At 68.9% G+C, this 23,274-nt stretch carries 23 protein-coding genes; 18 read left to right on the top strand and 5 right to left on the bottom strand.

Going from position 1 to position 23,274, the window contains the following annotated elements; all coding sequences use genetic code 11:
* The first annotated feature begins 34 nt into the window (after positions 1–34).
* The 7 genes from ABIC63_RS15075 to ABIC63_RS15045 all read left to right on the top strand — a co-directional run bounded on the left by ABIC63_RS15075 (position 35) and on the right by ABIC63_RS15045 (position 7,339).
* The gene (locus ABIC63_RS15075) at positions 35–2,446 is read left to right on the top strand and encodes a 3-hydroxyacyl-CoA dehydrogenase/enoyl-CoA hydratase family protein (protein WP_354320368.1); all 2,412 of its coding nucleotides are present in this window, start codon (positions 35–37) and stop codon (positions 2,444–2,446) included.
* A 64-nt stretch (positions 2,447–2,510) separates the two neighbouring features.
* Positions 2,511–2,933 (top strand): endonuclease domain-containing protein, encoded by a 423-nt coding sequence (locus tag ABIC63_RS15070; protein WP_354320367.1) that lies wholly within the window; start codon positions 2,511–2,513, stop codon positions 2,931–2,933.
* Positions 2,930–4,132, top strand: a complete 1,203-nt coding sequence (locus ABIC63_RS15065) for an acetyl-CoA C-acyltransferase (RefSeq protein WP_294373623.1) — start codon at positions 2,930–2,932, stop codon at positions 4,130–4,132. Before ABIC63_RS15070 ends, ABIC63_RS15065 begins: the two co-directional genes overlap by 4 nt.
* Positions 4,133–4,249: 117 nt before the next feature.
* Positions 4,250–5,080: an acyl-CoA thioesterase gene (locus ABIC63_RS15060; protein WP_294373621.1), complete on the top strand. Its 831-nt coding sequence runs from the start codon at positions 4,250–4,252 to the stop codon at positions 5,078–5,080.
* A gap of 49 nt (positions 5,081–5,129) precedes the next feature.
* Positions 5,130–5,873, top strand: a complete 744-nt coding sequence (locus tag ABIC63_RS15055) for an SDR family oxidoreductase (RefSeq protein WP_354320366.1) — start codon at positions 5,130–5,132, stop codon at positions 5,871–5,873.
* Between the two features lie 73 nt (positions 5,874–5,946).
* Positions 5,947–6,549 (top strand): 2-hydroxychromene-2-carboxylate isomerase, encoded by a 603-nt coding sequence (locus tag ABIC63_RS15050; RefSeq protein ID WP_294373617.1) that lies wholly within the window; start codon positions 5,947–5,949, stop codon positions 6,547–6,549.
* 25 nt (positions 6,550–6,574) lie between these two features.
* Complete coding sequence (locus ABIC63_RS15045; RefSeq protein WP_354320365.1) at positions 6,575–7,339, top strand: enoyl-CoA hydratase; 765 nt, start codon at positions 6,575–6,577, stop codon at positions 7,337–7,339.
* Between the two features lie 78 nt (positions 7,340–7,417).
* On the opposite strand, the gene ABIC63_RS15040 is transcribed toward ABIC63_RS15045, so the two are convergent.
* Positions 7,418–7,840, bottom strand: a complete 423-nt coding sequence (locus ABIC63_RS15040) for an acyl-CoA thioesterase (RefSeq protein WP_234193044.1) — start codon at positions 7,838–7,840, stop codon at positions 7,418–7,420.
* Positions 7,841–7,917: 77 nt separating this feature from the next.
* Between ABIC63_RS15040 and ABIC63_RS15035 the strand changes: the two genes are divergently transcribed.
* The 3 genes from ABIC63_RS15035 (at position 7,918) to ABIC63_RS15025 (ending at position 12,342) form a co-directional block, all read left to right on the top strand.
* Positions 7,918–9,807 carry an ABCB family ABC transporter ATP-binding protein/permease gene (locus ABIC63_RS15035; protein ID WP_354320364.1) on the top strand — a complete coding sequence of 630 codons (1,890 nt, stop codon included), beginning with the start codon at positions 7,918–7,920 and terminating at the stop codon, positions 9,805–9,807.
* A gap of 26 nt (positions 9,808–9,833) precedes the next feature.
* Positions 9,834–10,772, top strand: coding sequence for a 2-hydroxyacid dehydrogenase (locus tag ABIC63_RS15030; protein ID WP_354320363.1), 939 nt, complete (start codon positions 9,834–9,836; stop codon positions 10,770–10,772).
* Positions 10,773–10,839: 67 nt separating this feature from the next.
* Complete coding sequence (locus tag ABIC63_RS15025; RefSeq protein WP_354320362.1) at positions 10,840–12,342, top strand: M81 family metallopeptidase; 1,503 nt, start codon at positions 10,840–10,842, stop codon at positions 12,340–12,342.
* A 42-nt stretch (positions 12,343–12,384) separates the two neighbouring features.
* On the opposite strand, the gene ABIC63_RS15020 is transcribed toward ABIC63_RS15025, so the two are convergent.
* Positions 12,385–13,842: an amidase gene (locus tag ABIC63_RS15020; protein ID WP_354320361.1), complete on the bottom strand. Its 1,458-nt coding sequence runs from the start codon at positions 13,840–13,842 to the stop codon at positions 12,385–12,387.
* 71 nt (positions 13,843–13,913) lie between these two features.
* On the opposite strand from ABIC63_RS15020, the gene ABIC63_RS15015 reads away from it, so the two are divergent.
* The 7 genes from ABIC63_RS15015 to ABIC63_RS14985 all read left to right on the top strand — a co-directional run bounded on the left by ABIC63_RS15015 (position 13,914) and on the right by ABIC63_RS14985 (position 19,589).
* Positions 13,914–14,870, top strand: coding sequence for a LysR substrate-binding domain-containing protein (locus tag ABIC63_RS15015; RefSeq protein ID WP_294373597.1), 957 nt, complete (start codon positions 13,914–13,916; stop codon positions 14,868–14,870).
* Positions 14,871–15,191: 321 nt separating this feature from the next.
* Positions 15,192–16,088, top strand: coding sequence for an amino acid ABC transporter substrate-binding protein (locus ABIC63_RS15010; protein WP_294373594.1), 897 nt, complete (start codon positions 15,192–15,194; stop codon positions 16,086–16,088).
* A 102-nt stretch (positions 16,089–16,190) separates the two neighbouring features.
* Positions 16,191–16,946, top strand: a complete 756-nt coding sequence (locus ABIC63_RS15005) for an amino acid ABC transporter permease (RefSeq protein WP_234193711.1) — start codon at positions 16,191–16,193, stop codon at positions 16,944–16,946.
* A 1-nt stretch (position 16,947) separates the two neighbouring features.
* On the top strand, positions 16,948–17,616 hold the full coding sequence (locus ABIC63_RS15000) for an amino acid ABC transporter permease (RefSeq protein WP_017758519.1): 669 nt from the start codon (positions 16,948–16,950) through the stop codon (positions 17,614–17,616).
* Positions 17,617–17,640: 24 nt separating this feature from the next.
* The gene (locus ABIC63_RS14995) at positions 17,641–18,378 is read left to right on the top strand and encodes an amino acid ABC transporter ATP-binding protein (RefSeq protein WP_017758520.1); all 738 of its coding nucleotides are present in this window, start codon (positions 17,641–17,643) and stop codon (positions 18,376–18,378) included.
* 221 nt (positions 18,379–18,599) lie between these two features.
* Positions 18,600–19,046: a nucleoside diphosphate kinase regulator gene (rnk, locus tag ABIC63_RS14990; protein ID WP_354320360.1), complete on the top strand. Its 447-nt coding sequence runs from the start codon at positions 18,600–18,602 to the stop codon at positions 19,044–19,046.
* A gap of 159 nt (positions 19,047–19,205) precedes the next feature.
* Positions 19,206–19,589: an HdeA/HdeB family chaperone gene (locus tag ABIC63_RS14985; RefSeq protein ID WP_294373589.1), complete on the top strand. Its 384-nt coding sequence runs from the start codon at positions 19,206–19,208 to the stop codon at positions 19,587–19,589.
* Positions 19,590–19,595: 6 nt separating this feature from the next.
* Here the strand turns inward: ABIC63_RS14985 and ABIC63_RS14980 are convergent, their stop codons facing one another.
* From ABIC63_RS14980 to ABIC63_RS14970, 3 genes are read right to left on the bottom strand one after another with little or no spacing between them, the layout of a single operon-like run.
* On the bottom strand, positions 19,596–20,642 hold the full coding sequence (locus tag ABIC63_RS14980; RefSeq protein WP_294373587.1) for a DctP family TRAP transporter solute-binding subunit: 1,047 nt from the start codon (positions 20,640–20,642) through the stop codon (positions 19,596–19,598).
* 43 nt (positions 20,643–20,685) lie between these two features.
* Positions 20,686–21,984: a TRAP transporter large permease gene (locus tag ABIC63_RS14975; RefSeq protein ID WP_294373584.1), complete on the bottom strand. Its 1,299-nt coding sequence runs from the start codon at positions 21,982–21,984 to the stop codon at positions 20,686–20,688.
* Complete coding sequence (locus tag ABIC63_RS14970) at positions 21,981–22,547, bottom strand: TRAP transporter small permease (protein ID WP_354320359.1); 567 nt, start codon at positions 22,545–22,547, stop codon at positions 21,981–21,983. Before ABIC63_RS14970 ends, ABIC63_RS14975 begins: the two co-directional genes overlap by 4 nt.
* Before the next feature lie 141 nt (positions 22,548–22,688).
* Between ABIC63_RS14970 and ABIC63_RS14965 the strand changes: the two genes are divergently transcribed.
* A complete protein-coding gene (locus tag ABIC63_RS14965; protein ID WP_294373579.1) occupies positions 22,689–23,153 on the top strand; it encodes a metallophosphoesterase family protein in 465 nt (154 codons plus the stop codon).
* Positions 23,154–23,274: the final 121 nt, after the last annotated feature.

Genomic DNA, 23,274 nt, shown 5'->3' with positions numbered 1-23,274 from the left:
CCAAGACACCCAACGGTCCAAGACACCCAACACCATGTCCAGATTCCAAGTCAAGAAAGTCGCCGTTCTCGGCGCAGGCGTGATGGGCGCGCAGATCGCGGCCCATCTCGTTAACGTGCGCGTGCCGGTCATCCTGTTCGACCTGCCCGCCAAAGAGGGGCCCAAGAGCGGCATCGTGCTCAAGGCCATCGACAACCTCAAGAAGCTCAAGCCCGCGCCGCTGGGCGTGCCCGAGGACGCGGCGCTGATCCAGGCCGCCAACTACGAGGAACACCTGGGCCTGCTGGGCGAATGCGATCTCGTGATCGAGGCCATCGCCGAGCGCATGGACTGGAAGCTCGATCTGTACAAGAAGATCGCGCCCCACGTCGCGCCGCATGCCATCCTGGCCTCCAACACCTCGGGCCTGTCGATCACCAAGCTGGCCGAAGCGGTGCCCGAGAGCATCCGCCCGCGCTTCTGCGGCATCCACTTCTTCAACCCGCCGCGCTACATGACGTTGGTGGAGCTGATCCCGACGCCCACCACCGATGCGCAGGTGCTGGACGACCTGGAAGCGTTCGCCGTCACCGCCCTGGGCAAGGGCGTGGTGCGCGCCAAGGACACGCCCAACTTCATCGCCAACCGCATCGGCATCGCCGGCATGCTGGCGACGATGAAGGAGGTGGAGAAGTTCGGCCTCTCCTTCGACGTGGTCGATGACCTGACGGGCAAGCGCCTGGGCCGTGCCAGCTCGGGCACCTTCCGCACTGCCGACGTGGTGGGCCTGGACACCATGGCCCACGTGGTCAAGACCCTGCAGGACAACCTGAGCGAAGCGACCGATCCGTTCTACCCGAACTTCGCCACGCCGCCGGTGCTGGCCAGGCTGATCGAGCTCGGTCGCCTGGGACAGAAAACCAAGGGCGGCTTCTACAAGAAGGCGGGCCGCGACATCCTGCGCTTCGACCTCGAATCGGGCGACTACGTGCCCGCCGGCCAGAAGGCCGACGAGGTCTACGGCCGCATGCTCAAGAAGCCGGCGGGCCAGCGCCTGAAGCTGCTGCGCGAGAGCGAAGGACCGCAGGGCCAGTTCCTGTGGGCCATCCTGCGCGACGGCTTCCACTACGCGGCGCTGCACCTGGGCGAGATCGCCGAGAGCGCCCGCGACGTGGACCTGGCCATGCGCTGGGGCTTCGGCATGAAGCAGGGCCCCTTCGAGCTGTGGCAGGAGGCCGGCTGGTCGCAGGTGGCGCAGTGGATCCAGGAGGACATCGACGCTGGCAAGGCGCTGGCCAAGGCGCCGCTGCCGAAGTGGGTGTTCGAAGGTCCCGTGGCCGAGGCCGGCGGCGTGCACACGCCCGAAGGCTCGTGGAGCGCCGCCGAGCAGCGCTTCGTGCCCGAGCGCCGCCTGCCGGTGCATGCACGCCAGCTCTTCCCCGAGAGCGTTCTCGGCAGCGGCGCCAAGGCCGCCGAAGAGTCCGGCACCACGATCAGCGACGAGGGCGACGTGCGCGTCTGGACGCTGGACCGCGCGGGCTATGAGGGCGTGCTGATCGCCAGTATCCATTCCAAGATGAATGCCATCAGCCCCGACGTGGCCGAGGCGCTGGCCGAGGCCGTGGCGCTGGCGGAGCGCGAGTACCAGGGCCTGGTGATCTGGTCGCCGTCCGACAAGTTCTCCGTCGGCGCCGACCTGCAGGCCATGCTGCCCGCCTTCGTGGTGGCCGGCGTGGGCGCCATCGAAGGCGCCGAGCAGGCGCTGCAGGACGTGATGCTGCGCATCCGCTATGCCAATGTGCCCGTGGTCTCCGCCGTGCGCGGCATGGCCCTGGGCGGCGGCTGCGAACTGGCCGTGCACAGTGCGCGCCGCGTGGCCGCGATGGAAAGCTACATCGGCCTGGTCGAAGTGGGCGTGGGCCTGGTGCCCGGCGCCGGCGGCCTGACCTACATCGCCCGCCGCGCGGCCGAGAACGCCGCCGCCTCCACCGGCACCGACCTGCTGCCCTTCCTCACCGAAGGCTTCACCGTCGCGGCCATGGCCAAGGTGGGCACGAGCGCGCTGGAATCGAAGAAGCTGGGCTACCTGGTCGAGGGCGACGTGATCGTCCCGCACAAGGACGAGCTGCTGCACGTGGCCATCGGCCAGGTCAAGGCCATGAGCGACGCCGGCTGGCGCCCGCCGCTGAAGAAGCCCTTCCGCGTGGCCGGCCGCAGCGGCGCCGCCACCATCAAGGGCCAGCTGGTCAACATGCGCGACGGGGGCTTCATCAGCCAGCACGACTTCCACATCGCCAGCCTGATCGCCCACGTGGTGACCGGCGGCGACGTGGACCCCGGCACCCTGGTGACGGAGGAGTACCTGATGCGCCTGGAGCGCGAAGCCTTCTGCGCGCTGGTGCAGCATCCCAAGACGCAGGAACGGATCATGGGGATGCTCTCGACGGGCAAGCCGGTCCGCAACTGACCCGCCTTGCTCCTTCCCCCTCTGGGGGAAGGCAGGGATGGGGGCCAGTGCCACAACACCGCTCATGCAGAACCAATCCACCTCCGCCGCTCGCACCCACGCGCGCGCCCTCCGCACCGCGATGACCGACTCCGAGCGTCGCCTGTGGTCGTGTCTGCGCGGCGAGCAGCTGGGTGTGAAGTTCCGGCGGCAGCATCCGCTGGGTCCGTACATCGCGGACTTCGCCTGCCTGGCGCCGAAGCTGATCGTGGAACTCGACGGTTCGCAGCATGCGCAGCAGCGCGCCTACGACGCGGTGCGCGAAGCCTTCTTCGAGGCGCAAGGATTCGCCGTCTTGCGCTTCGCATCCAACGAACCCTTCATCAATCCAGAGGGTGTTCTGCACGCCATTGCCCATCGACTGGCATCGTTGGCGGCGCAGGCGAGCCCCCATCCCAGCCTTCCCCCAGCGGGGGAAGGAGCCCAATACCCAGGAGCCCCGGCATGAGCAGCAAGCAAGTTCAAGACGCCTACATCGTCGCCGCCACGCGCACCCCCATCGGCAAGTCGCATCGCGGCTTCTTCCGCAACACCCGACCCGACGACCTGCTGGCCACCACGCTGAAGGCGGCGCTGGCCCAGGTGCCGCGCCTCGATCCGCAGACCATCGAGGACATCGTCTGCGGCTGCGCCATTCCCGAGGCCCAGCAGGGCCTGAACGTGGCGCGCATCGGCGCCGTGCTGGCCGGCCTGCCCACCAGCGTGGGCGGCATCACCGTCAACCGCTTCTGCGCTTCCGGCCTGTCGGCCGTGCAGATGGCGGCCGACCGGATCCGCGTGGGCGAGGCCGAAGTCATGATCGCCGCCGGCGTCGAAAGCATGAGCATGGTGCCGATGATGGGCAACGCGCCCTCGCTGTCGCCCTCGATCTTCGAGCGCGACGGCGACGTGGGCATCGCCTACGGCATGGGTCTGACGGCCGAGAAGGTGGCGCAGCAGTGGAAGGTGAGTCGCGAGGCGCAGGACGCCTTCGCGCTCGAATCGCACCGACGCGCCGTCGCCGCGCAGCAGGCCGGCGAGTTCGCCGACGAGATCACCCCCATCGAGGTGACCGACCGCGGCTTCGACGCCGCCAGCGGCGAGACCACCGCCAAGACGCGCACCGTCAGCCTGGACGAGGGCCCGCGCCCCGACACCAGCCTGGAAGGCCTGGCCAAGCTGCGCACGGTGTTCGCCGCCCGCGGCTCGGTGACGGCGGGCAACAGCTCGCAGACCTCGGACGGTGCCGGTGCGCTGATCCTGGCGAGCGAGGCCGCCTGCCAGAAGTACGACCTGCAGCCGCTGGCGCGCTTCGTCAGCTTCGCCAGCAAGGGCGTGCCGCCGGCCATCATGGGCATCGGCCCCATCGAGGCCATCCCGGCCGCGCTGCGCTATGCGGGCCTGAAGCAGGACGACATCGACTGGATCGAGCTGAACGAGGCCTTCGCGGCCCAGTCGCTCGCCGTGATCAACACGCTGGGCCTGGACGTCGCCAAGGTCAACCCGATGGGCGGTGCCATCGCCCTGGGCCACCCGCTGGGCGCCACGGGCGCCATCCGCGCGGCCACCGTCGTGCATGCGCTGCGCCGCAAGCAGCTCAAGTACGGCATGGTGACCATGTGCGTGGGCATGGGGCAGGGCGCCGCGGGCATCTTCGAGCGCGTCTGAGTCGGCACCCTGGTCGGCCGGCGCCCAGGCCGGCCGCCCCGGGTTGCGGGTTCCTACGGAGGCCAGCGCGTCCCGTACACGACTCGCGCGCCCAGTCGCTTTATGCACACTGCCGCCATGAACGACCACCCGCTCGATCGTGCCCTCGCGCTGTCGCACAGCGACATCCAGTCCGGGCTCTTCACCGGGGCTACGAGCCCCGACTACTGGAACATGGTCGGGCCCTTCGGCGGCACGACCGCGGCATTGCTGCTGCAGGCCGTGATGCAGCATCCGGAGCGGCTCGGCGAGCCCATCGCCCTCACCGTCAACTACGCAGCAGCCGTGACCGAAGGTCCGCTGCAGGTGCAGGCGCTGCCGGTGCGCACCAACCGCTCCACGCAGCACTGGACGCTCACGCTCAGCCAGGCGGACGACGACGGCAAGCCCCAGCTCAACACCACGGCCACCGTCGTCACCGCAGCACGTCGGCAGACCTGGGGCACCACCGACGTCGCCATGCCGCAGGTACCCGAGCCTGCCCAGGTCGCCGGCATGGGCACCGGCCCCAAGGGCGTGGCATGGGTCGGCCAGTACGACATGCGGCCCATCAGCGGCGGCATTCCGCGCGAGTGGAACGATGCCGGCGACCACAGCGAAACGCTGATCTGGGTGCGCGACGCCCAGCCGCGCACGCTGGACTTCCCGGCGCTGGCGGCGATGAGCGATGTCTTCTACCCGCGCGTGTGGCTCCGTCGCGCCCGGCCGGTGCCGGCGGGAACCGTGTCCATCACCACCTACTTCCACACCAGCGCGGCCGAGCTGGCGGCCGTGGGCGAAGGCTTCCTGCTGGGTCGCGCGACCGGCCAGCAGTTCCGCAACGGCTTCTTCGACCAGACGGCGCAGCTGTGGAGCGAGGCCGGGCTGCTGCTGGCCACCAGCCACCAGATCGTCTACTTCAAGGAATGACGCGTGTCGTTCCGAGCCCGCGCGTTCCTTTTCATCGCCAGGAGCCACCATGCCCCAGCCCGCAGCCCTGATCGTCGGCGCCGGTGACGCCACCGGCGGCGCCATCGCCCGCGCCTTCGCCCGCGAGGGCTATGCCGCCTGCGTCACCCGCCGCAGCGCCGACAAGCTGTCGCCCCTGGTGGCGCAGATCCAGGCCGACGGCGGTACGGCCCATGCCTTCGGCAGCGATGCGCGCAAGGAGGAGGAGGTCGTCGCGCTGGTCGAGCAGATCGAATCGACCATCGGGCCCATCGAGGTGATGGTGTTCAACATCGGCGCCAACGTGCCCGAGAGCATCCTCACCGAGACCGCGCGCAAGTACTTCAAGGTCTGGGAGATGGCCTGCTTCTCCGGCTTCCTCAACGCCCGCGAGGTCGCGAAGCGCATGGTGGCCCGGCCGCTGCCGGCCGGCGGCCAGCGCGGCACGATCCTGTTCACCGGCGCCACGGCCTCACTGCGCGGCGGCGCGAAGTTCGCGGCCTTCTCGGGCGCCAAGATGGCGCTGCGGGCGCTGGCCCAGAGCATGGCGCGCGAGCTGGGGCCGCAGGGCGTCCATGTGGCGCACACCATCATCGATGGCGCCATCGACACGGAATTCATCCGCAGCAATTTCCCCGAGCGCTATGCGCGCAAGGCCGACGACGGCATTCTGAACCCCGATCACATCGCCCAGGCCTACGTCATGCTGCACCGCCAGCCGCGCGACGCCTGGACCCACGAGCTGGACCTGCGGCCGTGGATCGAGAATTTCTGAGCACGGCCTGTGCGTCAGGCGGGCCCGCCCGGCATCATTGCGGCACCCCTACGACAAATACAGGAGACACCCCATGACCGCTCCCGCCCGCGTCGAATGCTTCTTCGACTTCGGCAGCCCCGCCGCCTACCTGGCCTGGATGCAGCTGCCCCATGTGTGTGCCGACACCGGCGCCGAGCTGGTGTGGCGACCCATGCTGCTGGGCGGCGTCTTCCAGGCCACGGGCAACCGCTCGCCGGCCGAGGTCGAGGCCAAGGGCCGCTACATGCGTGATGACCTGCAGCGTTTCGCTCGCCGCGCCGGCGTGCCCTTTGAGCACAATCCGCACTTCCCCATCAACACGCTGACGCTGATGCGCGGCGCCATGGCGATGCAGCTGCATCGGCCCGAACGCTTCCAGGGCTACGCGCAGGCCGTGTTCGACGCCATGTGGGCGCAGCCGCGCAACCTGGGCGATACGGGCGAGCTGGCCGCCGTGCTCACGGCCGCCGGCTTCAATGCCGCTGAATGCCTGGCGCTGGCCGGCCAGCAGGACGTCAAGGACCAGCTCAAGGCCACCACGCAGGAGGCTGTGGAGCGCGGCGTGTTCGGCGCGCCGACGATGTTCGTCGGCGACCAGATGTTCTGGGGCCAGGACCGGCTGGACTTCGTGCGCGACGCCCTCGTGCCCCGTTGATTTTTCTCTTCACCTCACCAACACCATGAGCGACATCCTCGTCCACACCGAAGCGGGTGTGACCACCCTGACCTTCAACCGCGTCGACAAGAAGAACTCCATCACCAGCAGCATGTACGCCGCGCTGGCCGACGCGCTCGACGCCGCGCGCGACGACGCGGCCGTACGCTGCGTGCTGATCCAGGGCGATGCCACCATCTTCTCGGCGGGCAACGACATCGGCGACTTCCTGAACAAGCCGCCGTCGGGCCAGGAGTCGCCGGTGTTCCGCTTCCTGCGCGGTATCGCGGCCTTTCCCAAACCCGTGGTCGCCGCCGTCTGCGGCCCGGCGGTGGGCATCGGCACCACGCTGCTCTTCCACTGCGACCTGGTCTATGCCGGCGACAACGCGGCGTTCTCGATGCCCTTCGTCAACCTCGGCCTGTGCCCCGAGGCGGCGTCCAGCCTGCTGGTGCCCCAGATGTTCGGCTACCACCGCGCGGCCGAGGCGCTGCTGCTGGGTGAACCCTTCATGGCCGAGGCCGCGCTCGAAGTGGGCCTGGTCAACCGCGTGCTGCCACCCACCGAGTGCAATGCCTACGCGCAGCAGCAGGCCCGCAAATTGGCGGCCAAGCCGCTGTCGGCGCTGATCGAGACCAAGCGCCTGCTCAAGAAGACGCAGTCCGCCGCCGTGGTCGAGCGCATGGACGAGGAGGGCGCGAGCTTCGGCCGCATGCTGCGCGAGCCCGCGGCCCGCGAGGCCTTCACGGCCTTCATGGAAAAGCGTCGGCCGGACTTCAGCAAGGTCTGAGGCCGCAGGGCCCGGCCGGCGGCGCAGCGTGCCCGGAGCCCGCGCACCATCTGGCAAGCGGGCCGGGATCGACGGCCCTCAGCCCTTGGGCGTCACGACCGGGCGCGGCCGGCCGTTCTCGTCGATGGCCACGTAGGTGAGGGACGCCTCGGTCACCTTGACGTACTCGCCCTGCTGGCGGATGCGCTCGGCGAAGACCTCGACCTTCACCGTGACCGAGGTGCGGCCCACGCGCGTGACGGCCGCATAGAAGGACAGCAGGTCGCCCACGCGCACCGGCTGCTTGAAGATGAATTCGTTGACCGCCACGGTGGCCATGCGGCCCTGCGCATAGCGGGCCGGGATCACCGAGCCGGCCAGGTCGACCTGGGCCATGACCCAGCCGCCGAAGATGTCGCCGTTGCCATTGGTGTCGGCCGGCATCGGGATCACCTTGAGCACCAGCTCCATATCGGCGGGCAGGCTTTTGAGGACGGCGGGGGCGGCGGTCGGGGCGGTCATTGGACAATCCGGGAAAACAACGCCGCGGATTGTCCCGCATGCGACATGGCCGATCGCCTGTCGCGACACAAGCCCCCATGAGACCTGTCCACTCCTTGCCGCCCGCTGCCGAGCCGGGCGCGCCTGCGCCCGCGCGCAGCGATGCCGCCACGCTGCGGCGCCTGTTCCCCTACCTGTGGGCCTACAAGTGGCGGGTGCTGGCGGCCCTGCTGTTCATGGTGGGCGCCAAGCTGGCCAACGTGAGCGTGCCGGTGCTGCTCAAGCACCTCGTCGATGCGATGACGCTGCAGCCCGGCGACCCGCGCGCGCTGCTGGTGGTGCCGGCTGCGCTGCTGGTGGGCTACGGGCTGCTGCGCTTTTCCACCTCGCTCTTCACCGAGCTGCGCGAGCTGGTCTTCGCCCGCGCCACCGAGGGTGCGGCGCGGCGCATCTCGCTGGAGGTGTTCCGGCACCTGCACGGGCTGTCGCTGCGCTTCCATCTGGAGCGGCAGACGGGCGGCATGACGCGCGACATCGAGCGCGGCAGTCAGGCGGTGCATTCGCTCATCTCCTATTCGCTCTACAGCATCGTGCCCACGCTGATCGAGCTGGTGCTGGTGCTCGGCATCCTGGGCGTGCGCTTCGACTGGTGGTTCGTCGCCATCACGGGCTCCGCGCTGGTGGTGTACATCGGCTTCACCGTGTGGGTGACCGAATGGCGCACGCAGTTCCGGCGCAGCATGAACGAGCTGGGCGCCAAGGCGCAGAGCCGAGCCGTGGATTCGCTGCTGAACTACGAGACGGTCAAGTACTTCAACAACGAGGGTTTCGAGGCCCGTCGCTACGACGAGCAGCTGGAGCGCTACCGCCGCGCCGCCGTGCGCAGCCAGACCACGCTGTCGCTGCTCAACACCGGCCAGCAGATGCTGATCGCGCTCAGTCTGGTGGCCATGCTGTGGCGTGCCACGCAGGGCGTGGTGGACGGGCGCATGACGCTGGGCGATCTGGTCATGGTCAATGCCTTCATGATCCAGCTGTACATCCCGCTCAACTTCCTGGGCGTGCTCTACCGCGAGATCAAGCAGAGCCTGGTGGACCTGGAGAAGATGTTCGCCCTGCTGGAGCGCGAGCGCGAGGTGGCTGACGCACCCGGCGCCCGGCCGCTGCGCCATCCGGAGGGCGACGTGCAGTTCGACGACGTGCACTTCGCCTACGAGCCGGCGCGGCCCATCCTGCGCGGCCTGAGTTTCACCATCCCGGCCGGCAAAACGGTCGCGGTGGTCGGCCCCTCGGGCGCGGGCAAGTCCACGCTGGCGCGGCTGCTGTACCGCTTCTACGACGTCGATCCGGCCTCGGCCGGCACCGGCGGTGGCGCCATCCGCATCGGTGGGCAGGACATCCGCGAGGTGACCCAGCACAGCCTGCGCGCGGCCATCGGCATCGTGCCGCAGGACACGGTGCTCTTCAACGACACCATCGGCTACAACATCGCCTACGGCCGGCCCGACGCCAGCCAGGCCGAGGTGGAGGCGGCGGCGCGCGCGGCCCGCATCCATGCCTTCATCGCCGCCACGCCCAAGGGCTACGAAACCACGGTGGGCGAGCGCGGCCTCAAGCTCTCGGGCGGCGAGAAGCAGCGCGTGGCCATCGCCCGCACGCTGCTCAAGAACCCACCCATCCTGATCTTCGACGAGGCCACCTCGGCGCTCGACTCCGCCAACGAGCGCGCCATCCAGGCCGAGCTGGCCAGCGCTGCGCGCGGCAAGACCACGCTGGTGATTGCGCACCGCCTGTCGACGGTGGTCGACGCGCACGAGATCCTGGTGCTCGACGCCGGCCAGGTGGTCGAGCGCGGCACCCATGCCGAGCTGCTGGCGCGAGGCGGCGTGTACGCGCGCATGTGGTCGCTGCAGCAGAACGAGCGCCCGGCCGAGGCCTCGCCTGTTCCGTTGATCGCCTCGCCCGACGGCGCCGCGCAGCCCGCCTGACCCGTTTCTTGCTTCCCTTCGCTTCCATGTCCGCCAAGATCCCTCTTCTCGTCCTCAACCAGCAGACGCCCGCGCATGTGCAGCAGATCGGCGCCGTCTACGACCTCGTCTACGCACCGACGCCGGCAGAGCGTGCCGCCGCCATCGCCAGCCGGGGCCGCGACTTCCGCGCCGTGCTCACCATCGGCACCGTGGGCCTGACGCCCGAGGAGGTCGCGGCGATGCCGGCGCTGGAGCTGGTGTGCTGCATGGGCGTGGGCTACGAGGGCCTGCCGATGGACGCGCTGCGGGCGCGCGGCATCGTCACGGCCAACGGCGCCGGCACCAACGACAGCACGGTGGCCGACCATGCCTTCGGCCTGATCCTGGCCATCGTGCGCCGCATCCCGGAGCGCGACCGGCTGTGCCGCGAGGGCGTGTGGCGCGACGTGCTCACCATGCCGCCGCAGCTCGAAGGCCGGCGCCTGGGCATCTTCGGCATGGGCGCCATCGGTGCCAAGCTGGTGCGCCGCGCCGCCGGCTTCGACATGCCGGTGGGCTACCACAACCGCAAGCCGGTCAAAGGCTCGCCGCACCGCTACTTCGACGATCTGGCCGAGCTCGCACGCTGGTGCGACGTGCTGGTGTGCGCGGCGCCGGGCGGCGCGGCCACACGGCACAAGGTGAATGCGCAGGTGCTGCAGGCGCTGGGCCCGCAGGGCTACCTGGTCAACGTGGGCCGCGGCAGCCTGGTCGATACCGAGGCGCTGGCCGAAGCCTTGCGCAGCGAGACCATCGCGGGCGCCGCGCTCGACGTGTACGAGAGCGAGCCCAGGCGGCCCGAGCCGCTGGTGGGCCTCGCCAACATCGTGCTGTCGCCCCACATGGCCGGCTGGTCGCCCGAGGCCGTGCAATGCAGCGTGGACCGCTTCATGGCCAATGCCGAAGGCCATTTCGCGGGCCGTGGCGTGGTGTCGCCGATCTGAAGAAGGTGTGAACGAACCCGTCACCCGGCACCGATTCCCTTTCCCAGGCCGCCCACGGCATCGTCCCATGAACGTCTTCATCGCCGGCTTCCAGCACGAGACCAACACCTTCGCGCCCACCCTGGCCGACTGGGCCGCCTTCGAGGCGGGCTCGGGCTTTCCGGCCTACCGGCGGGGGCCGGTGGTCATCGAGGCCTATCGCGGCAAGGCCATTCCCATCGGCGGCTTCATCGAGGCGGCCGAAGCCCAGGGCTGGACGCTCACCGCCTCGGGCTGGGCCGGCGCCAATCCCTCGGCCCATGTCACGCGCGAGGCCTTCGAGCGCATCGCCGGCGACATCGATGCCGACCTGCGCGCCGCGCTGGCCGGTCCGGGCGTCGATGCGGTCTACCTCGACCTGCACGGCGCCGCCGTCACCCAGCATCTGGACGACCCCGAGGGCGAATTGCTGGCGCGTATCCGTGCCGTGGTGGGCCCGCAGGTGCCCATCGTCGCCAGCCTGGATCTGCATGCCAACGTGACCCAGGCCATGCTCACGGTGGCCGATGCGCTGGTGGCCTACCGCACCTATCCGCATGTGGACATGAAGGACACCGGCGCGCTGGCGGCCATGCTGCTGGCACGTCGCCTGGCCCGCGGCAGCCGCGAGCCGCTGGCCGTGCGCCGGCTCGACTTCCTGCTGCCGCTCAATGCGCAGAGCACCATGACCGCCCCGGCCGACGCCGTCTACGACGAACTGCTGCACCTGGACGCCGCGCAGGGCACGGTCCTCAGCTTCGCCATGGGCTTTCCGGCGGCGGACATCGCCGAATGCGGCCCGGTGATCTGGGCCCATGGCGAGCAGGCCCAGGCGGCCGTCGACGCGCTCTTCGCGCGCGTGGACCAGCCGCGCAGCCAATGGCGGCTGGACCTGAAGACGCCCGAAGCCGCGGTGACCGAGGCCCTGGCGCTGGCCGCGGACGTCTCGGCACCGGTGGTCATCGCCGATACGCAGGACAACCCTGGCGCCGGGGGCGACAGCAACACCACCGGCATGCTCCATGCGCTGCTGGCCGCGGGCGCAGGCCGGCGCTTTCCGGGGCAGGTGGCGCTGGGCCTGCTGGCCGACCCGGAGGCGGCCGCTGCGGCCCATGCGGCGGGGGAGGGCGCGCAGATCGAGGTGCAGCTCGGCCGGCGCGTGCCCACCTGGGGCGGCCAGTTCAGCGATGAGCCGGTGCGCGCGCGGGCCACGGTGCGTGCGCTGCGGGATGGCCATGTGGTGCTCAAGGGGCCGATGGGCATGGGCGGTGAGGTCCGCCTCGGCCCCAGCGCCTGCCTGGAGGTGGAGGGCGTGCTGGTCGGTGTCTGCACGCTCAAGACGCAGATGCTGGACCGCGAGCTCTACCGCTTCCTCGGCATCGCGCCCGAGGCCATGAAGCTGCTGGTCAACAAGAGCTCGGTGCACTTCCGCGCCGACTTCGCGCCCATCGCCAGCCACATCCTGGTGGCCAAGGCGCCGGGCCCCATGGCTGCCGACCCGGCCGACCTGCCGTGGACGAAGCTGCCGGCAGGCATGTCGCCGCGGCCCTGACGCCGCCGCTTCATCGCACGGTCCCCGGGCGTTGCAGGCGCCTCAGCGCGATTCGCGCGGCGTCAGCACAGGCGGCCGCAGCGCCGACCACGGGCAGGCCTGGTCGTAGGCATGGCCCAGCTGCAGGACTGCGAGGTCGGCGTTGGCCGGCCCGGCCAGCTGCAGTCCCATCGGCAGGCCTTGCGGCCCGAAGCCCGCGCGCACATTGAGCGTGGGCAGCCCGGCCAGCGTGAAGGGCGTGACGATCTCCATCCAGTGGTGGTAGGTCTGGCTCTTCACGCCGGCCACCTCGTCGGGCCAGTGGAGGTCGGCATCGAAGGGAAAGACCTGTGCCGTCGGCGCCACCACCGCGTCGAAGCGCTCGAAGAGCCGCACGAAGGCGCGGTAGACGTTCGAGCGCCAGATCGAGGCCTGGTAGAGCGAGGCGGCGTCGAGGTGGCGGGCCTGTTCGATCTCCCACAGCGCCTCCGGCTTGATGCGCGCATGGTTGCGCGGGTCGGCCGCCAGCGCGCCCAGCTTGCCGCCCACCAGCAGCTGGCGCAGGCGCAACCAGGCCTGCCAGTTCTGCTCGCGGGGCACGTCGAGCTGGCAGGCCTCGACCTCGCAGCCCAGCGTGCGGAACACGGACAGCGCCTGCTCGCAGGTGGCCATCACGGCCGGGTCCACCGGCAGCTCGGGCCAGAGGCTGCCCAGCCAGCCGATGCGCCGGCCCTTCACCTCGGTGCGCAGGTCGAGCGCATCGGCATCCGGCAGCGCCTGCGGCAGCGAGAGCGGCACGCGCGCATCGACGCCCGCCTGCACGCACAGCAGGCGGGCGGCATCCTCCACCGTTCGCGCCATGGGGCCTTCGGTGCCCAACTGCTGGAAGAACAGGTCCTCGTCCGGCGAGCCCGGCACACGTCCGCGCGACGGCCGGAAGCCGATGACGTTGTTGAAGGCCGCGGGGTTGCGCAGCGAGCCCATCATGTCGCTGCCGTCGGCCACCGGCAGCATGCCCAGTGCCAGCGCCACCGCCGCACCGCCGCTGCTGCCACCGGCGGACTTGCCGTCGTCCCAGGCATTGCGGGTGGTGCCGAAGACGGTGTTGTAGGTGTGCGAGCCCAGGCCGAACTCGGGCGTGTTGCTCTTGCCGATGACGATGGCGCCTGCGGCCCGGGCGCGGGCCACGTGCAGGCTGTCCTGCCTCGCCGGGCTCTTCGGCGCCAGCGGCGAGCCCATGGAGGTGGGCAGGCCCGCGGCGTGGCTCAGGTCCTTCACGGCCAGTGGAAAGCCGTGCATCCAGCCCAGGCGCTCGCCGCGCGCGAGCTGGGCATCGCGGGCATCGGCCTCGGCCAGCACGGCGTCGGCATCGCGCAGCGAGACCAGGGCGTTGAAGCGCGCGTTGAGCGCGTCGATGCGCGCCAGCGTGGCCTGCATCAACTCGCGGCACGAGAGGCTGCGGTCGGCGATGCGGCGCGACAGGGTGGTGGCATCGAGGTCGAGGAGGTCGGAGGCGGTCATGGGCAGGTGGACAGGAAATGCGGGACAGGCAGGCCGGGCCTGGAGCGTACCCAGGACCATAATCGCGCGCCATGGAAACCAAATGGCTGGAGGACTTCGTGAGCCTCGCCGAAACCCGCAGCTTCAGCCGCTCGGCCCAGTTGCGGCACGTGACCCAGCCGGCCTTCTCGCGCCGCATCCAGGCCCTCGAGAGCTGGGCCGGCACCGACCTGGTGGACCGCAGCAGCTATCCCACGCGGCTCACGGCCGCCGGCCAGACCCTCTACACCCAGGCGCTGGAGATCCTGCAGTCGCTGCAGAGCACCCGGGCCATGCTGCGCGGCCATTCGGCCGTGGCGCAGGACGTGATCGAGTTCGCCGTGCCGCACACGCTGGCCTTCACCTTCTTCCCGAGCTGGGTCACGCGGCTGCGGCAGGAGTTCGGTCCGCTCAAGAGCCGGCTGATCGCCCTGAACGTGCACGACGCCATGATGCGGCTGGTGGAAGGCAACTGCGACCTGCTGATCGCCTATCAGCATCCCTCCCAGCCGCTGCAGCTGGACACCCACCGCTACGAAATGGTCCACCTCGGCGAAGAGGTGGTCGCACCGTGGGTGAGGCCCGACGCGGAAGGCCAGCCGCGCCACCGCCTGCCGGGGCAGCCCGGCTGGCCGCTGCCCTACCTGGGCTATGCACCGGGGGCCTACCTGGGCGGCGTGGTCGACCAACTGCTCAAGTCGTCCTCCGTGCCCATCCACCTGGACCGCGTCTACGAGACCGACATGGCCGAGGGCCTGAAGGTCATGGCCCTCGAAGGCCATGGCATCGCCTTCCTGCCGCAGAGCGCCGTGCGCAACGAGGTGCGCTCGCGCAAGCTGGTCAGCGCCAACGGACCGGACATGGCGCCGCTGGAGGCCACGATGGAGATCCGTGCCTACCGCGAGCGCCCGGCGGCCCCGGCCCGCGGCGGCGACGGCGGCTCCACGCCCAAGCGCGCGGCCGATCTGCTCTGGGCCTACCTGACCAACGCGCAACCGGCCGCCGATTGACCGGTCCGGCGCCTTCCCGCGGCGCTGCGCAGCGCATCTGTCCCCGCCTTCAGCGCGGGGGTCGCTGCGAGCCATGCATTTGCGATGCCGTGTATGCATGCCTCCATCCCTGATGCACATGGGCCTGCCACAGCTTGGGCATGGAGACTGCTAACCCTTGCAAAGCCCTGACACAGAGGGCGCACGCCTCACTTTGTGGTGCGCAGCGCGCTGTTTTAATGCCCAATGTTGGTGGGTTCTGCACCCTCTTGGTTCGGGTTATCCCGAAAAAGGTGTGTGTCTAGAATTTCGCCCGTCCCCGACCCCTCCCAAGGAACATTCATGAAGAAGCAACTCACGCTCATCGCCATCGCGGCGCTCGCCACCAGCGCAGCGTTCGCGCAGGCCACCGACACCCTGGCCAAGATCAAGGAGCGCGGCGCGGTCAACCTCGGCGTGCGCGATTCGTCCGGCCTGGCCTTCACGCTGGGCGGCGGCAAGTACGTCGGCTTCCACACCGAAATGGCCGAGAACATCATCAAGGACATCGGCAAGGACCTGGGCAAGCCCCTGACCATCAACTACCAGGTCATCACCTCGCAGAACCGCGTGCCGCTGGTGCAGAACGGCACCATCGACTTCGAGTGCGGCTCCACCACCAACAACACCGCGCGTCAGAAGGACGTCGACTTCGCCTACACGACCTACGTGGAAGAAGTCCGCATCCTGACCAAGGCCGACTCCGGCATCAACGGCATCGCCGACCTGAAGGGCAAGACCGTCGCCACGACCACGGGCACCACCTCGGTCCAGACGCTGCGCAAGAACAAGCGCGCCGAAGGCATCGACTTCAAGGAAGTCATGGGCAAGGACCACGCCGACAGCTTCCTGCTGCTCGAGTCGGGCCGCGCCGACGCCTTCGTGATGGACGGCTCCATCCTGGCCGCCAACGCCGCCAAGTCGAAGAACCCGAAGGACTTCAAGCTCGTCGGCGAAGTGCTGTCGGTCGAGCCGATCGCCTGCATGCTGCCCAAGGGCGATGCCAAGCTGAAGAAGGCCGTCGACGACAGCATCGTCCGCCAGATCAAGGATGGCTCGCTGGCCAAGCTGTACGACAAGTGGTTCATGCAGCCGATCCCGCCGAACAACGTCAACCTGAACATGCCCGCGTCGCAGAGCACCAAGGACGCCTGGGCCAACCCGAACGACAAGCCGATGGAAGCCTACGCCAACAAGTAAGGTCTCTGTCGACCTCAATAGCCAAGCCCGCGCGGCACGCCTGCCGACGCGGGCTTTTCGATGGAATGAGCGCGGGGCCTGACCCGCGGAGGAGGATGGATGCTGAGCCTGGATATGTCGGTTTTCTGCCAGGACACGCTCACCAATGAGGCGGTCGCCAGCTGTTTTGCACACGGGCGCGACCAGACCTATCTGCAGTGGATGCTCAATGCCTGGGGCTGGACCGTGAGCGTCGCGCTCGCGGCCCTGCTGCTGGCGCTGGTGGTCGGCTCGATCATCGGCACCTTGCGTACCCTGCCGGACAGTCCCTGGCTGGTGCGCTTCGGCAATGCGTGGGTGGAGCTGTTCCGCAACATCCCGCTGCTGGTGCAGGTGTTCATCTGGTACTTCGTGCTGCCCAAGATGATTCCGGCGATGCGTGACCTGCCGCCGCTGGTGCTGGTGGTGTGCGCCCTCGGTTTCTTCACCTCGGCGCGGATCGCCGAGCAATTGCGCTCGGGCATCCAGGCGCTGCCGCGCGGTCAGCGCTACGCGGGCATGGCGGTGGGCTTCACCACCTTCCAGTACTACCGCTTCGTGCTGCTGCCGATGGCCTACCGGATCATCATGCCGCCGCTGACCAGCGAGTCGATGAACATCTTCAAGAACTCCTCCGTCGCCTTCGCGGTGTCGATCCCCGAGCTCACGCAGTTCTACCTGCAGGCCGGCGAGGAAACCTCGGCCCAGATCCCGATCTACGTCGGGGTCGTCATCCTCTATGTCATCAGCGCCATGCTGATCAACCGCATCATGACCTTCATCGAGCGCAGGATCCGCGTGCCGGGCTTCGTGGCCGCGGGCGGGACGGGAGGCCACTGACATGTTGGGCCTCGACTTTTCCTTCTACAGCTGGAACCTCATCAGCACCTATGTGCTGAAGGGCCTGTACTTCAGCGTGATGCTCACCGTGGTCGCCACGCTGGGCGGCATCTTCTTCGGCACGCTGCTGGCGCTCATGCGGCTGTCGGGCAAGAAGTGGCTGGACTTCCCGGCGGCGGTGTACGTCAACGGCATGCGTTCGGTGCCGCTGGTGATGGTGATCCTGGGCTTCTTCCTGCTGGTGCCTTTCGTCATCGGCCGGCCCATCGGTGCCGAGACCTCGGCCATCGTCACCTTCATCTGCTTCGAGGCCGCCTACTTCTCGGAGATCATGCGCGCCGGCATCCAGTCGATCCCGCGCGGCCAGGTGTTCGCGGGCATGGCGGTGGGCATGACCTACAAGCAGAACATGACACTGGTGATCCTGCCGCAGGCCTTCCGCAACATGCTGCCGGTGCTGTTGACGCAGACCATCATCCTGTTCCAGGACACCTCGCTGGTCTATGCCATCGGCGCCTACGACCTGCTCAAGGGCTTCGAGACGGCAGGCAAGAACTTCGGCCGTCCCGAGGAGGCCTACCTGCTGGCCGCCGTCGTCTATTTCGTCCTCTGCTATTCGCTGTCCTACATGGTCAAGCGACTGCACAAGAAAATCGCCATCATCCGATGAAGGGTTCAAGCCATGGCTGAAAAAATGATCGAAATCAAGAACGTCTCGAAGTGGTACGGCCCCGTCCAGGTGCTGCACGACTGCTCGGTGAGCATCGACAAGGGCGATGTGGTGGTGGTGTGCGGCCCGTCGGGCTCGGGCAAGTCCACGCTGATCAAGACGGTGAACGCGCTGGAGCCGATCCAGAAGGGCGAGATCGTCGTCAACGGCATCAAGGTCAACGACCCCAAGACCAACCTGCCCAAGCTGCGCTCCAAGGTGGGCATGGTGTTCCAGCACTTCGAGCTGTTCCCGCACCTGTCGGTGACCGAGAACCTCACCATCGCGCAGATGAAGGTGCTGGGCCGCAGTGCGGACGAGGCCAAGACCCGCGGCCTCAAGATGCTCGACCGCGTGGGCCTGATGGCGCACAAGGACAAGTTCCCCGGCCAGCTCTCCGGTGGTCAGCAGCAGCGCGTGGCCATCGCCCGCGCCCTGTCGATGGACCCCATCGTCATGCTCTTCGACGAGCCCACCTCGGCGCTGGACCCCGAGATGGTCGGCGAGGTGCTGGACGTGATGGTGAGCCTGGCCAAGGAAGGCATGACCATGATGTGCGTGACCCATGAGATGGGCTTCGCGCGCAAGGTGGCCAGCCGCGTGATCTTCATCGACGTGGGCGGCCGCATCCTGGAAGACTGCTCCAAGGAAGAGTTCTTCGGCCATCCGGAGAACCGCCAGCCGCGCACCAAGGACTTCCTCAACAAGATCCTGCAGCACTGAGTCCCGTCTGCGATCGCACCGACCGGCCCCGCATGTTCCGCTTCTGCCCCTTCGCTGCGCACCGCCCCGTCTTGCGGGCGTGCACGCGCGTGGGCGTCCAGCGGCGCCTGCGCGGCCAGTGCCTGGCCGCACCCTCCTGAGCCCGGCGAGCACGCATCCATCCTCCTCGCCAATCGCATCGCCGGGCTTGCACCCGGCGATTGTTTTTCAGGAGTCGTGCGATGTCTTTTTCTTCTTCCTCTTCTTCCCCGACCACGTCCTCGTCCGCCACGGCCGCGCCGGTGCGTGTGCTGACCGAGCTGGACCATGTGCGTCTCGGCAAATGGCTGCAGGCCCCGTCCGCGGCGGCCGATGCGCTGCAGGATGTGCTCGACAGCGCCGAGCTGGTGCCTTCCGCACAGGTGGCGCCCGACGTGGTGACGATGCGCTCGCGCCTGCGTGTGGCCCAGGCCGGCGCGTCCACCGCCCGCGAGATCGCGCTGGTCTATCCTGACGAGGCCGATGCGGGCCAGGGCCGCATCTCCGTGCTGTCGCCCGTGGGCATCGCCTTGCTGGGCCTGCGGGCGGGTCAGGAGGCACGCTGGCGTGCTCCCGACGGGCGCGCGGCCGTGCTGCAGGTGGAGGCCATCACCTTTCAGCCCGAGGCCAGCGGCGAGTTGCTGCGCTGACCGGGCCTGTGCCTGTTTAAGAACCTTCTAAGCGCCCATTCCTAGGATGAACCCATCGCCCTCCGACACCTGCGGTGTCCGGGCGATAGGCCGTGGACGTGGCCGGTCCGTGGTGACCGGCCATGCCCTCACCCATGTTCTTGCCCCAGGAGTGTCCCCATGAAAGTTCTCGCAGCCCTCTCCGTCCTGACCTTGTCGACCCTGGCCGCCTCGGCCGCGATGGCACAGACGCCGCCGCCTGCCCCGGCTGCTCCCGCTCCGGTGCAAGCCACGGCCACCGCCAAGCCCATCGTCAAGATGCGCTGCTCCGACTACGTGGCGCTCGACGAGACCGTGAAGCCCAAGTTCATCTACTACGCCGTGGGCCACGGCACGCACGGCAAGAAGGACGCGGTGTTCGACGAGGTGGCGGTCGAGAAGATCAAGCCGCAGCTCGACGAGTTCTGCAAGATCAACCTCACCAAGTCGGCCTACAGGCAGGTGATGGCCAGCAGCATGGCCTCCGACCCCGTGCATGGGGCCGGGATGCAAAAGGCCAAGTAAGCCGCCTTACTTCTGCCGCGCCGCGATGGCCTTCTCGGCCTTGTCGACCAGGCCGGCGCCGATGGTGCCCTTCCACTTGGCGTAGACCGGCCGCGTGGCCTTCACGAAGGCGTCCCGCTCGGCCGGCGTGAGCTGGGTCACCGTCACGCCCATGCCGGCGATCTCCTTGAGCAGGGGCTTGTCGGCCTCGGTCAGGCCCTTGCGGGCCAGGGCGATTTCCTGCTTGCCCGCATCGATGGCGGCCTGACGCACGATGGCCTGGTCGGCGGGCGTCCAGCTGGCCCAGATCTCCTTGTTGACCACGAAGATCAGCGGGTCGGCCACGTAGCCCCAGGTGGTCACGTACTTCTGGCCCACGGTGTGCATCTTCAGCACGGTGAACAGGAACAGCGGGTTCTCCTGCCCGTCCACCGCGCCGCTGGCCAGTGCCGGCTGCGCATCGGCCCAGCTCATCTGCGTGGGGTTGGCGCCCAGGGCGCTGAAGGTGTCGGAATAGATGGGTGAACCCACCACGCGCAGCTTCATGCCCTTGAGGTCTTCGGGCGTCTTGATGGGGCGCTTGGAATTGGTCACCTCGCGGAAGCCGTTCTCGCCCCAGGCCAGCGGCACGACGCCTGCCTTGTCCAGGCGCGCGAAGATGTCCTTGCCCACCTCGCCCTGCGTCAGCGCGTCGATGGCGGCGTAGTCGGGCATCAGGAAGGGCATGGAGAAGAGGTTGAGCTCCTTCACCTGCGGCGACCAGTTGATGGTCGAGCCCACCGCCATGTCGATCACGCCCTGGCGCAGCGCGCTGAATTCGCGCGTCTGGTCGCCCTGGATCAGCGAGACGCCGGGATAGAGCTTGATGTTGATGCGGCCCTGCGTGCGCTCCTTGACCATGTCGGCCCAGAGCTTGCCGGCCATGCCCCAGGGCGTGGGCGGGCCCAGCACCAGGGACATCTTGTATTCGGCCTTGTAGGCCGACTGCGCGGCGGCGCCGGTCGAGAAGGTGGCGAGGGCCACGGCGGCGGCGGCCAGGCCGATGAGGCTGCGGCGGAAGGTGGATGGGGTCATGCTTCGTCTCCTTTGGGTTGTCTTGTCGGGGGCTCCGGCGTCGTCAGTAGCCCAGGTAGCGCGGCAGCCACAGCGCCAGCTGCGGCCAGATGATCACGGCCACCATCACCAGGAACATGGCGAACAGCATCCAGCCCACCCAGCGCACGGTGGACTCCATGCGCACGCCGGCGATGCGGCAGGACACCATCAGGTTCACCGCCAGCGGCGGCGTGAACTGGCCCAGCGCCACCTTGAGCGTGAGCAGCACGCCGAACCACACCGGGTCCCAGTTGTAGTGCTGCACGATGGGCCACAGCAGCGGAACGAAGATCAGGAAGATCGACACGCCGTCCAGGAACATGCCCACCGTGATCAGCATGAGGATGACCAGCGACAGCACGCCGTATTCGCCCAGGCCCGAATTGACGATGGCCTTGGCCACCGGGTCGATCACACCCAGCGTGGAGAGCGAATAGGCAAAGATGCCCGCCAGCGACACCACGATCAGGATCACCGCCGACAGCTCGCCCGATTCGCGCAGGATCGGGAACAGGTCGCGGACCTTGATGGTGCGATGGATTGCCATGCCCACGAAGAGGCCGTAGAACACGGCCACCACCGCCGCCTCGGTGGGCGTGAACCAGCCGGCGCGCATGCCGCCCAGGATCAGCACCGGCGCCGCCAGGCCCCACACCGCCTCGCGCAGGCTCTGCCAGAAGGGCGGGCGGGGCAGCGTGGCCTCCAGCGCGCCCATCTTGTGGCGGCGGGCCATCCACACCGCCGGCACGATCAGCGCCAGCCCGGCGAGGATGCCCGGCACCATGCCGGCCGCGAACAGCGCCGGCACCGAGGCGCCCGGCACCAGCACCGAATACACGATGAAAGCCACCGAGGGTGGGATCAGGATGTCGGTGGCGGCCGCCGCGCCGACCACGCTGGCCGAGTAGGCCGCCGGGTAGCCGGCGCGCGACATGGCCGCGATCATCACCGCGCCCACGGCGGCGGCATTGGCCGGGCCCGAGCCCGAGATGCCGCCCAGGAACATGGCCACCACGATGGCCACCAGCGGCAGCATGCCGGGCCCGCGGCCCACGATGGCGATGGCGAAGTTCACCAGCCGCAGTGCGACGCCCGAGCGGTCGAAGATGGAGCCCACCAGCACGAACATCGGAATGGCCAGCAGCGGGTACTTGCCCAGGCCCGCATAGAAGTTCTGCGGCACGGCCAGCAGGCCGAACCACTGCGCATCGGCATTGGCCAGCGCGATGCAGGCCGCGCCGGCCAGGCCCAGCGCCGCGCCGATCGGCACGCCGATCAGCATCATGGCCACGAAGCCGACGAAGAGCAGGGTGGCGATCATGCGTCGCTCCCTTCACCGCCATCGGCGGGGCGCCGGCCGCGGCGGATGAACAGGCCCACGGCACGCAGGCCGATGCCGGTGCACACGATGGGCAGCCAGATCGAGTACCACCACTGCGGCACGCCGATGCCGGGCGAGGTCTCCTCGAAGCGCCAGTCGTCCCACACTACGCGCACCGACAGCGCCGTGATCAGGAAGAACAGCAGTGCCACCATGGCCGCGCCGAACTGCGCGAGGCGCCGACGGCGGTTCAGGGAGCCGGCCTCGCTGAAGTATTCGATGCGGATGTGCCGGTCGCGCGCCACGGCGGCGCAGCCGCCCACCATGGCCAGCAGGATCATCAGGAAGACCGAGAACTCCTCCGTCCAGGCGAAGGACGAATCGGTGAAGTAGCGCACCAGCACATTGGCGAAGGTGATGCAGGCCAGCAGCGCCATGATGACCACGGTGGCCCAGTCCTCGATGGCCAGCGGCACCTTCACGGGCTCGTCGGCAGCGGCGATGTCGGGGGGGAGGGGGCTGGCAGCGTCCAGCTGGGCGCCGGGCTCGGGGGCGGAGGACATGGGAGGCGGGGGCGGCCGGGCCTTGCGCGCGCCGCACCGGGGAGGAAAACGACGTCGGATCGTAGGGGGCGACGTCCCTGGAGCGCATGGGGGCTTTCCATGAACGGCACGGGCGACACGCACATTGGCGACAGTCGGGCCATGCCCCGCATCGCCCTCATCTCCGACACCCACAACCTGCTGCGTCCCGAGACGCTCGAATGGCTGCATGGCAGCGACGCCATCGTGCATGCCGGCGACATCTGCGGCGCCGAGGTGCTGCAGACGCTGGACGCCATCGCGCCCACGCTGGCCGTGCGCGGCAACAACGACATCGGCCCCTGGGCCGAGGCGCTCCCCAAGCGGCTGGACTGCGAGCTGCACGGCGTGCGGCTGTGCGTGGTGCACGACATCGCCGACCTGGTGGCCGAGCCGCCGGCCCTCGGCACGCAGGTGGTGGTCACCGGCCATTCGCACCGACCGCACGTGGAAATGCGGGGAGCAGTGCTCTACGTGAACCCGGGCAGCGCCGGGCCGCGGCGCTTCAAGCTGCCGGTGTCGGCGGCCGAACTGCAGGTGCGCGAGGGCCGGGTGCAGGCGCGGGTGAAGATGCTGTTGGAGGTGTGACGGTCTTGTGCTCCCTCTCCCCCTGCGGGAGAGCAACTGTGTTCAAAGTCAATGGTTAGTTCATGCAGTGGCGTGCTGTGGATAACCAGGCTGCCAGGGCACGCCCGATTTGATAACCGCA

Origin of the sequence: Pseudacidovorax sp. 1753 (assembly GCF_040544975.1) — a bacterium.
Taxonomy (GTDB): domain Bacteria; phylum Pseudomonadota; class Gammaproteobacteria; order Burkholderiales; family Burkholderiaceae_C; genus Xenophilus.
The sequence above is the reverse complement of the archived record's forward strand: the minus strand, read 5'-3'. Positions and strand labels throughout refer to the sequence as shown.

Excerpts from the sequence above, each read along its gene's own strand:
- ABIC63_RS14970 (WP_354320359.1), bottom strand. The coding sequence starts at position 22,547 with ATGTCCTCCGCCCCCGAGCCCGGCGCCCAGCTGGACGCTGCCAGCCCC.
- ABIC63_RS14980 (WP_294373587.1), bottom strand. The coding sequence starts at position 20,642 with ATGACCCCATCCACCTTCCGCCGCAGCCTCATCGGCCTGGCCGCCGCC.
- ABIC63_RS15020 (WP_354320361.1), bottom strand. The coding sequence starts at position 13,842 with ATGACCGCCTCCGACCTCCTCGACCTCGATGCCACCACCCTGTCGCGC.
- ABIC63_RS14995 (WP_017758520.1), top strand. The coding sequence starts at position 17,641 with ATGATCGAAATCAAGAACGTCTCGAAGTGGTACGGCCCCGTCCAGGTG.
- ABIC63_RS15055 (WP_354320366.1), top strand. The coding sequence starts at position 5,130 with ATGCCCCAGCCCGCAGCCCTGATCGTCGGCGCCGGTGACGCCACCGGC.
- ABIC63_RS15040 (WP_234193044.1), bottom strand. The coding sequence starts at position 7,840 with ATGACCGCCCCGACCGCCGCCCCCGCCGTCCTCAAAAGCCTGCCCGCC.
- ABIC63_RS15070 (WP_354320367.1), top strand. The coding sequence starts at position 2,511 with ATGCAGAACCAATCCACCTCCGCCGCTCGCACCCACGCGCGCGCCCTC.
- ABIC63_RS15000 (WP_017758519.1), top strand. The coding sequence starts at position 16,948 with ATGTTGGGCCTCGACTTTTCCTTCTACAGCTGGAACCTCATCAGCACC.
- ABIC63_RS15035 (WP_354320364.1), top strand. The coding sequence starts at position 7,918 with ATGAGACCTGTCCACTCCTTGCCGCCCGCTGCCGAGCCGGGCGCGCCT.
- ABIC63_RS15075 (WP_354320368.1), top strand. The coding sequence starts at position 35 with ATGTCCAGATTCCAAGTCAAGAAAGTCGCCGTTCTCGGCGCAGGCGTG.
- ABIC63_RS15030 (WP_354320363.1), top strand. The coding sequence starts at position 9,834 with ATGTCCGCCAAGATCCCTCTTCTCGTCCTCAACCAGCAGACGCCCGCG.
- ABIC63_RS15045 (WP_354320365.1), top strand. The coding sequence starts at position 6,575 with ATGAGCGACATCCTCGTCCACACCGAAGCGGGTGTGACCACCCTGACC.
- ABIC63_RS14975 (WP_294373584.1), bottom strand. The coding sequence starts at position 21,984 with ATGATCGCCACCCTGCTCTTCGTCGGCTTCGTGGCCATGATGCTGATC.
- ABIC63_RS14965 (WP_294373579.1), top strand. The coding sequence starts at position 22,689 with ATGCCCCGCATCGCCCTCATCTCCGACACCCACAACCTGCTGCGTCCC.
- ABIC63_RS15010 (WP_294373594.1), top strand. The coding sequence starts at position 15,192 with ATGAAGAAGCAACTCACGCTCATCGCCATCGCGGCGCTCGCCACCAGC.
- ABIC63_RS15060 (WP_294373621.1), top strand. The coding sequence starts at position 4,250 with ATGAACGACCACCCGCTCGATCGTGCCCTCGCGCTGTCGCACAGCGAC.
- ABIC63_RS15015 (WP_294373597.1), top strand. The coding sequence starts at position 13,914 with ATGGAAACCAAATGGCTGGAGGACTTCGTGAGCCTCGCCGAAACCCGC.
- rnk (WP_354320360.1), top strand. The coding sequence starts at position 18,600 with ATGTCTTTTTCTTCTTCCTCTTCTTCCCCGACCACGTCCTCGTCCGCC.
- ABIC63_RS15025 (WP_354320362.1), top strand. The coding sequence starts at position 10,840 with ATGAACGTCTTCATCGCCGGCTTCCAGCACGAGACCAACACCTTCGCG.
- ABIC63_RS15065 (WP_294373623.1), top strand. The coding sequence starts at position 2,930 with ATGAGCAGCAAGCAAGTTCAAGACGCCTACATCGTCGCCGCCACGCGC.
- ABIC63_RS14985 (WP_294373589.1), top strand. The coding sequence starts at position 19,206 with ATGAAAGTTCTCGCAGCCCTCTCCGTCCTGACCTTGTCGACCCTGGCC.
- ABIC63_RS15050 (WP_294373617.1), top strand. The coding sequence starts at position 5,947 with ATGACCGCTCCCGCCCGCGTCGAATGCTTCTTCGACTTCGGCAGCCCC.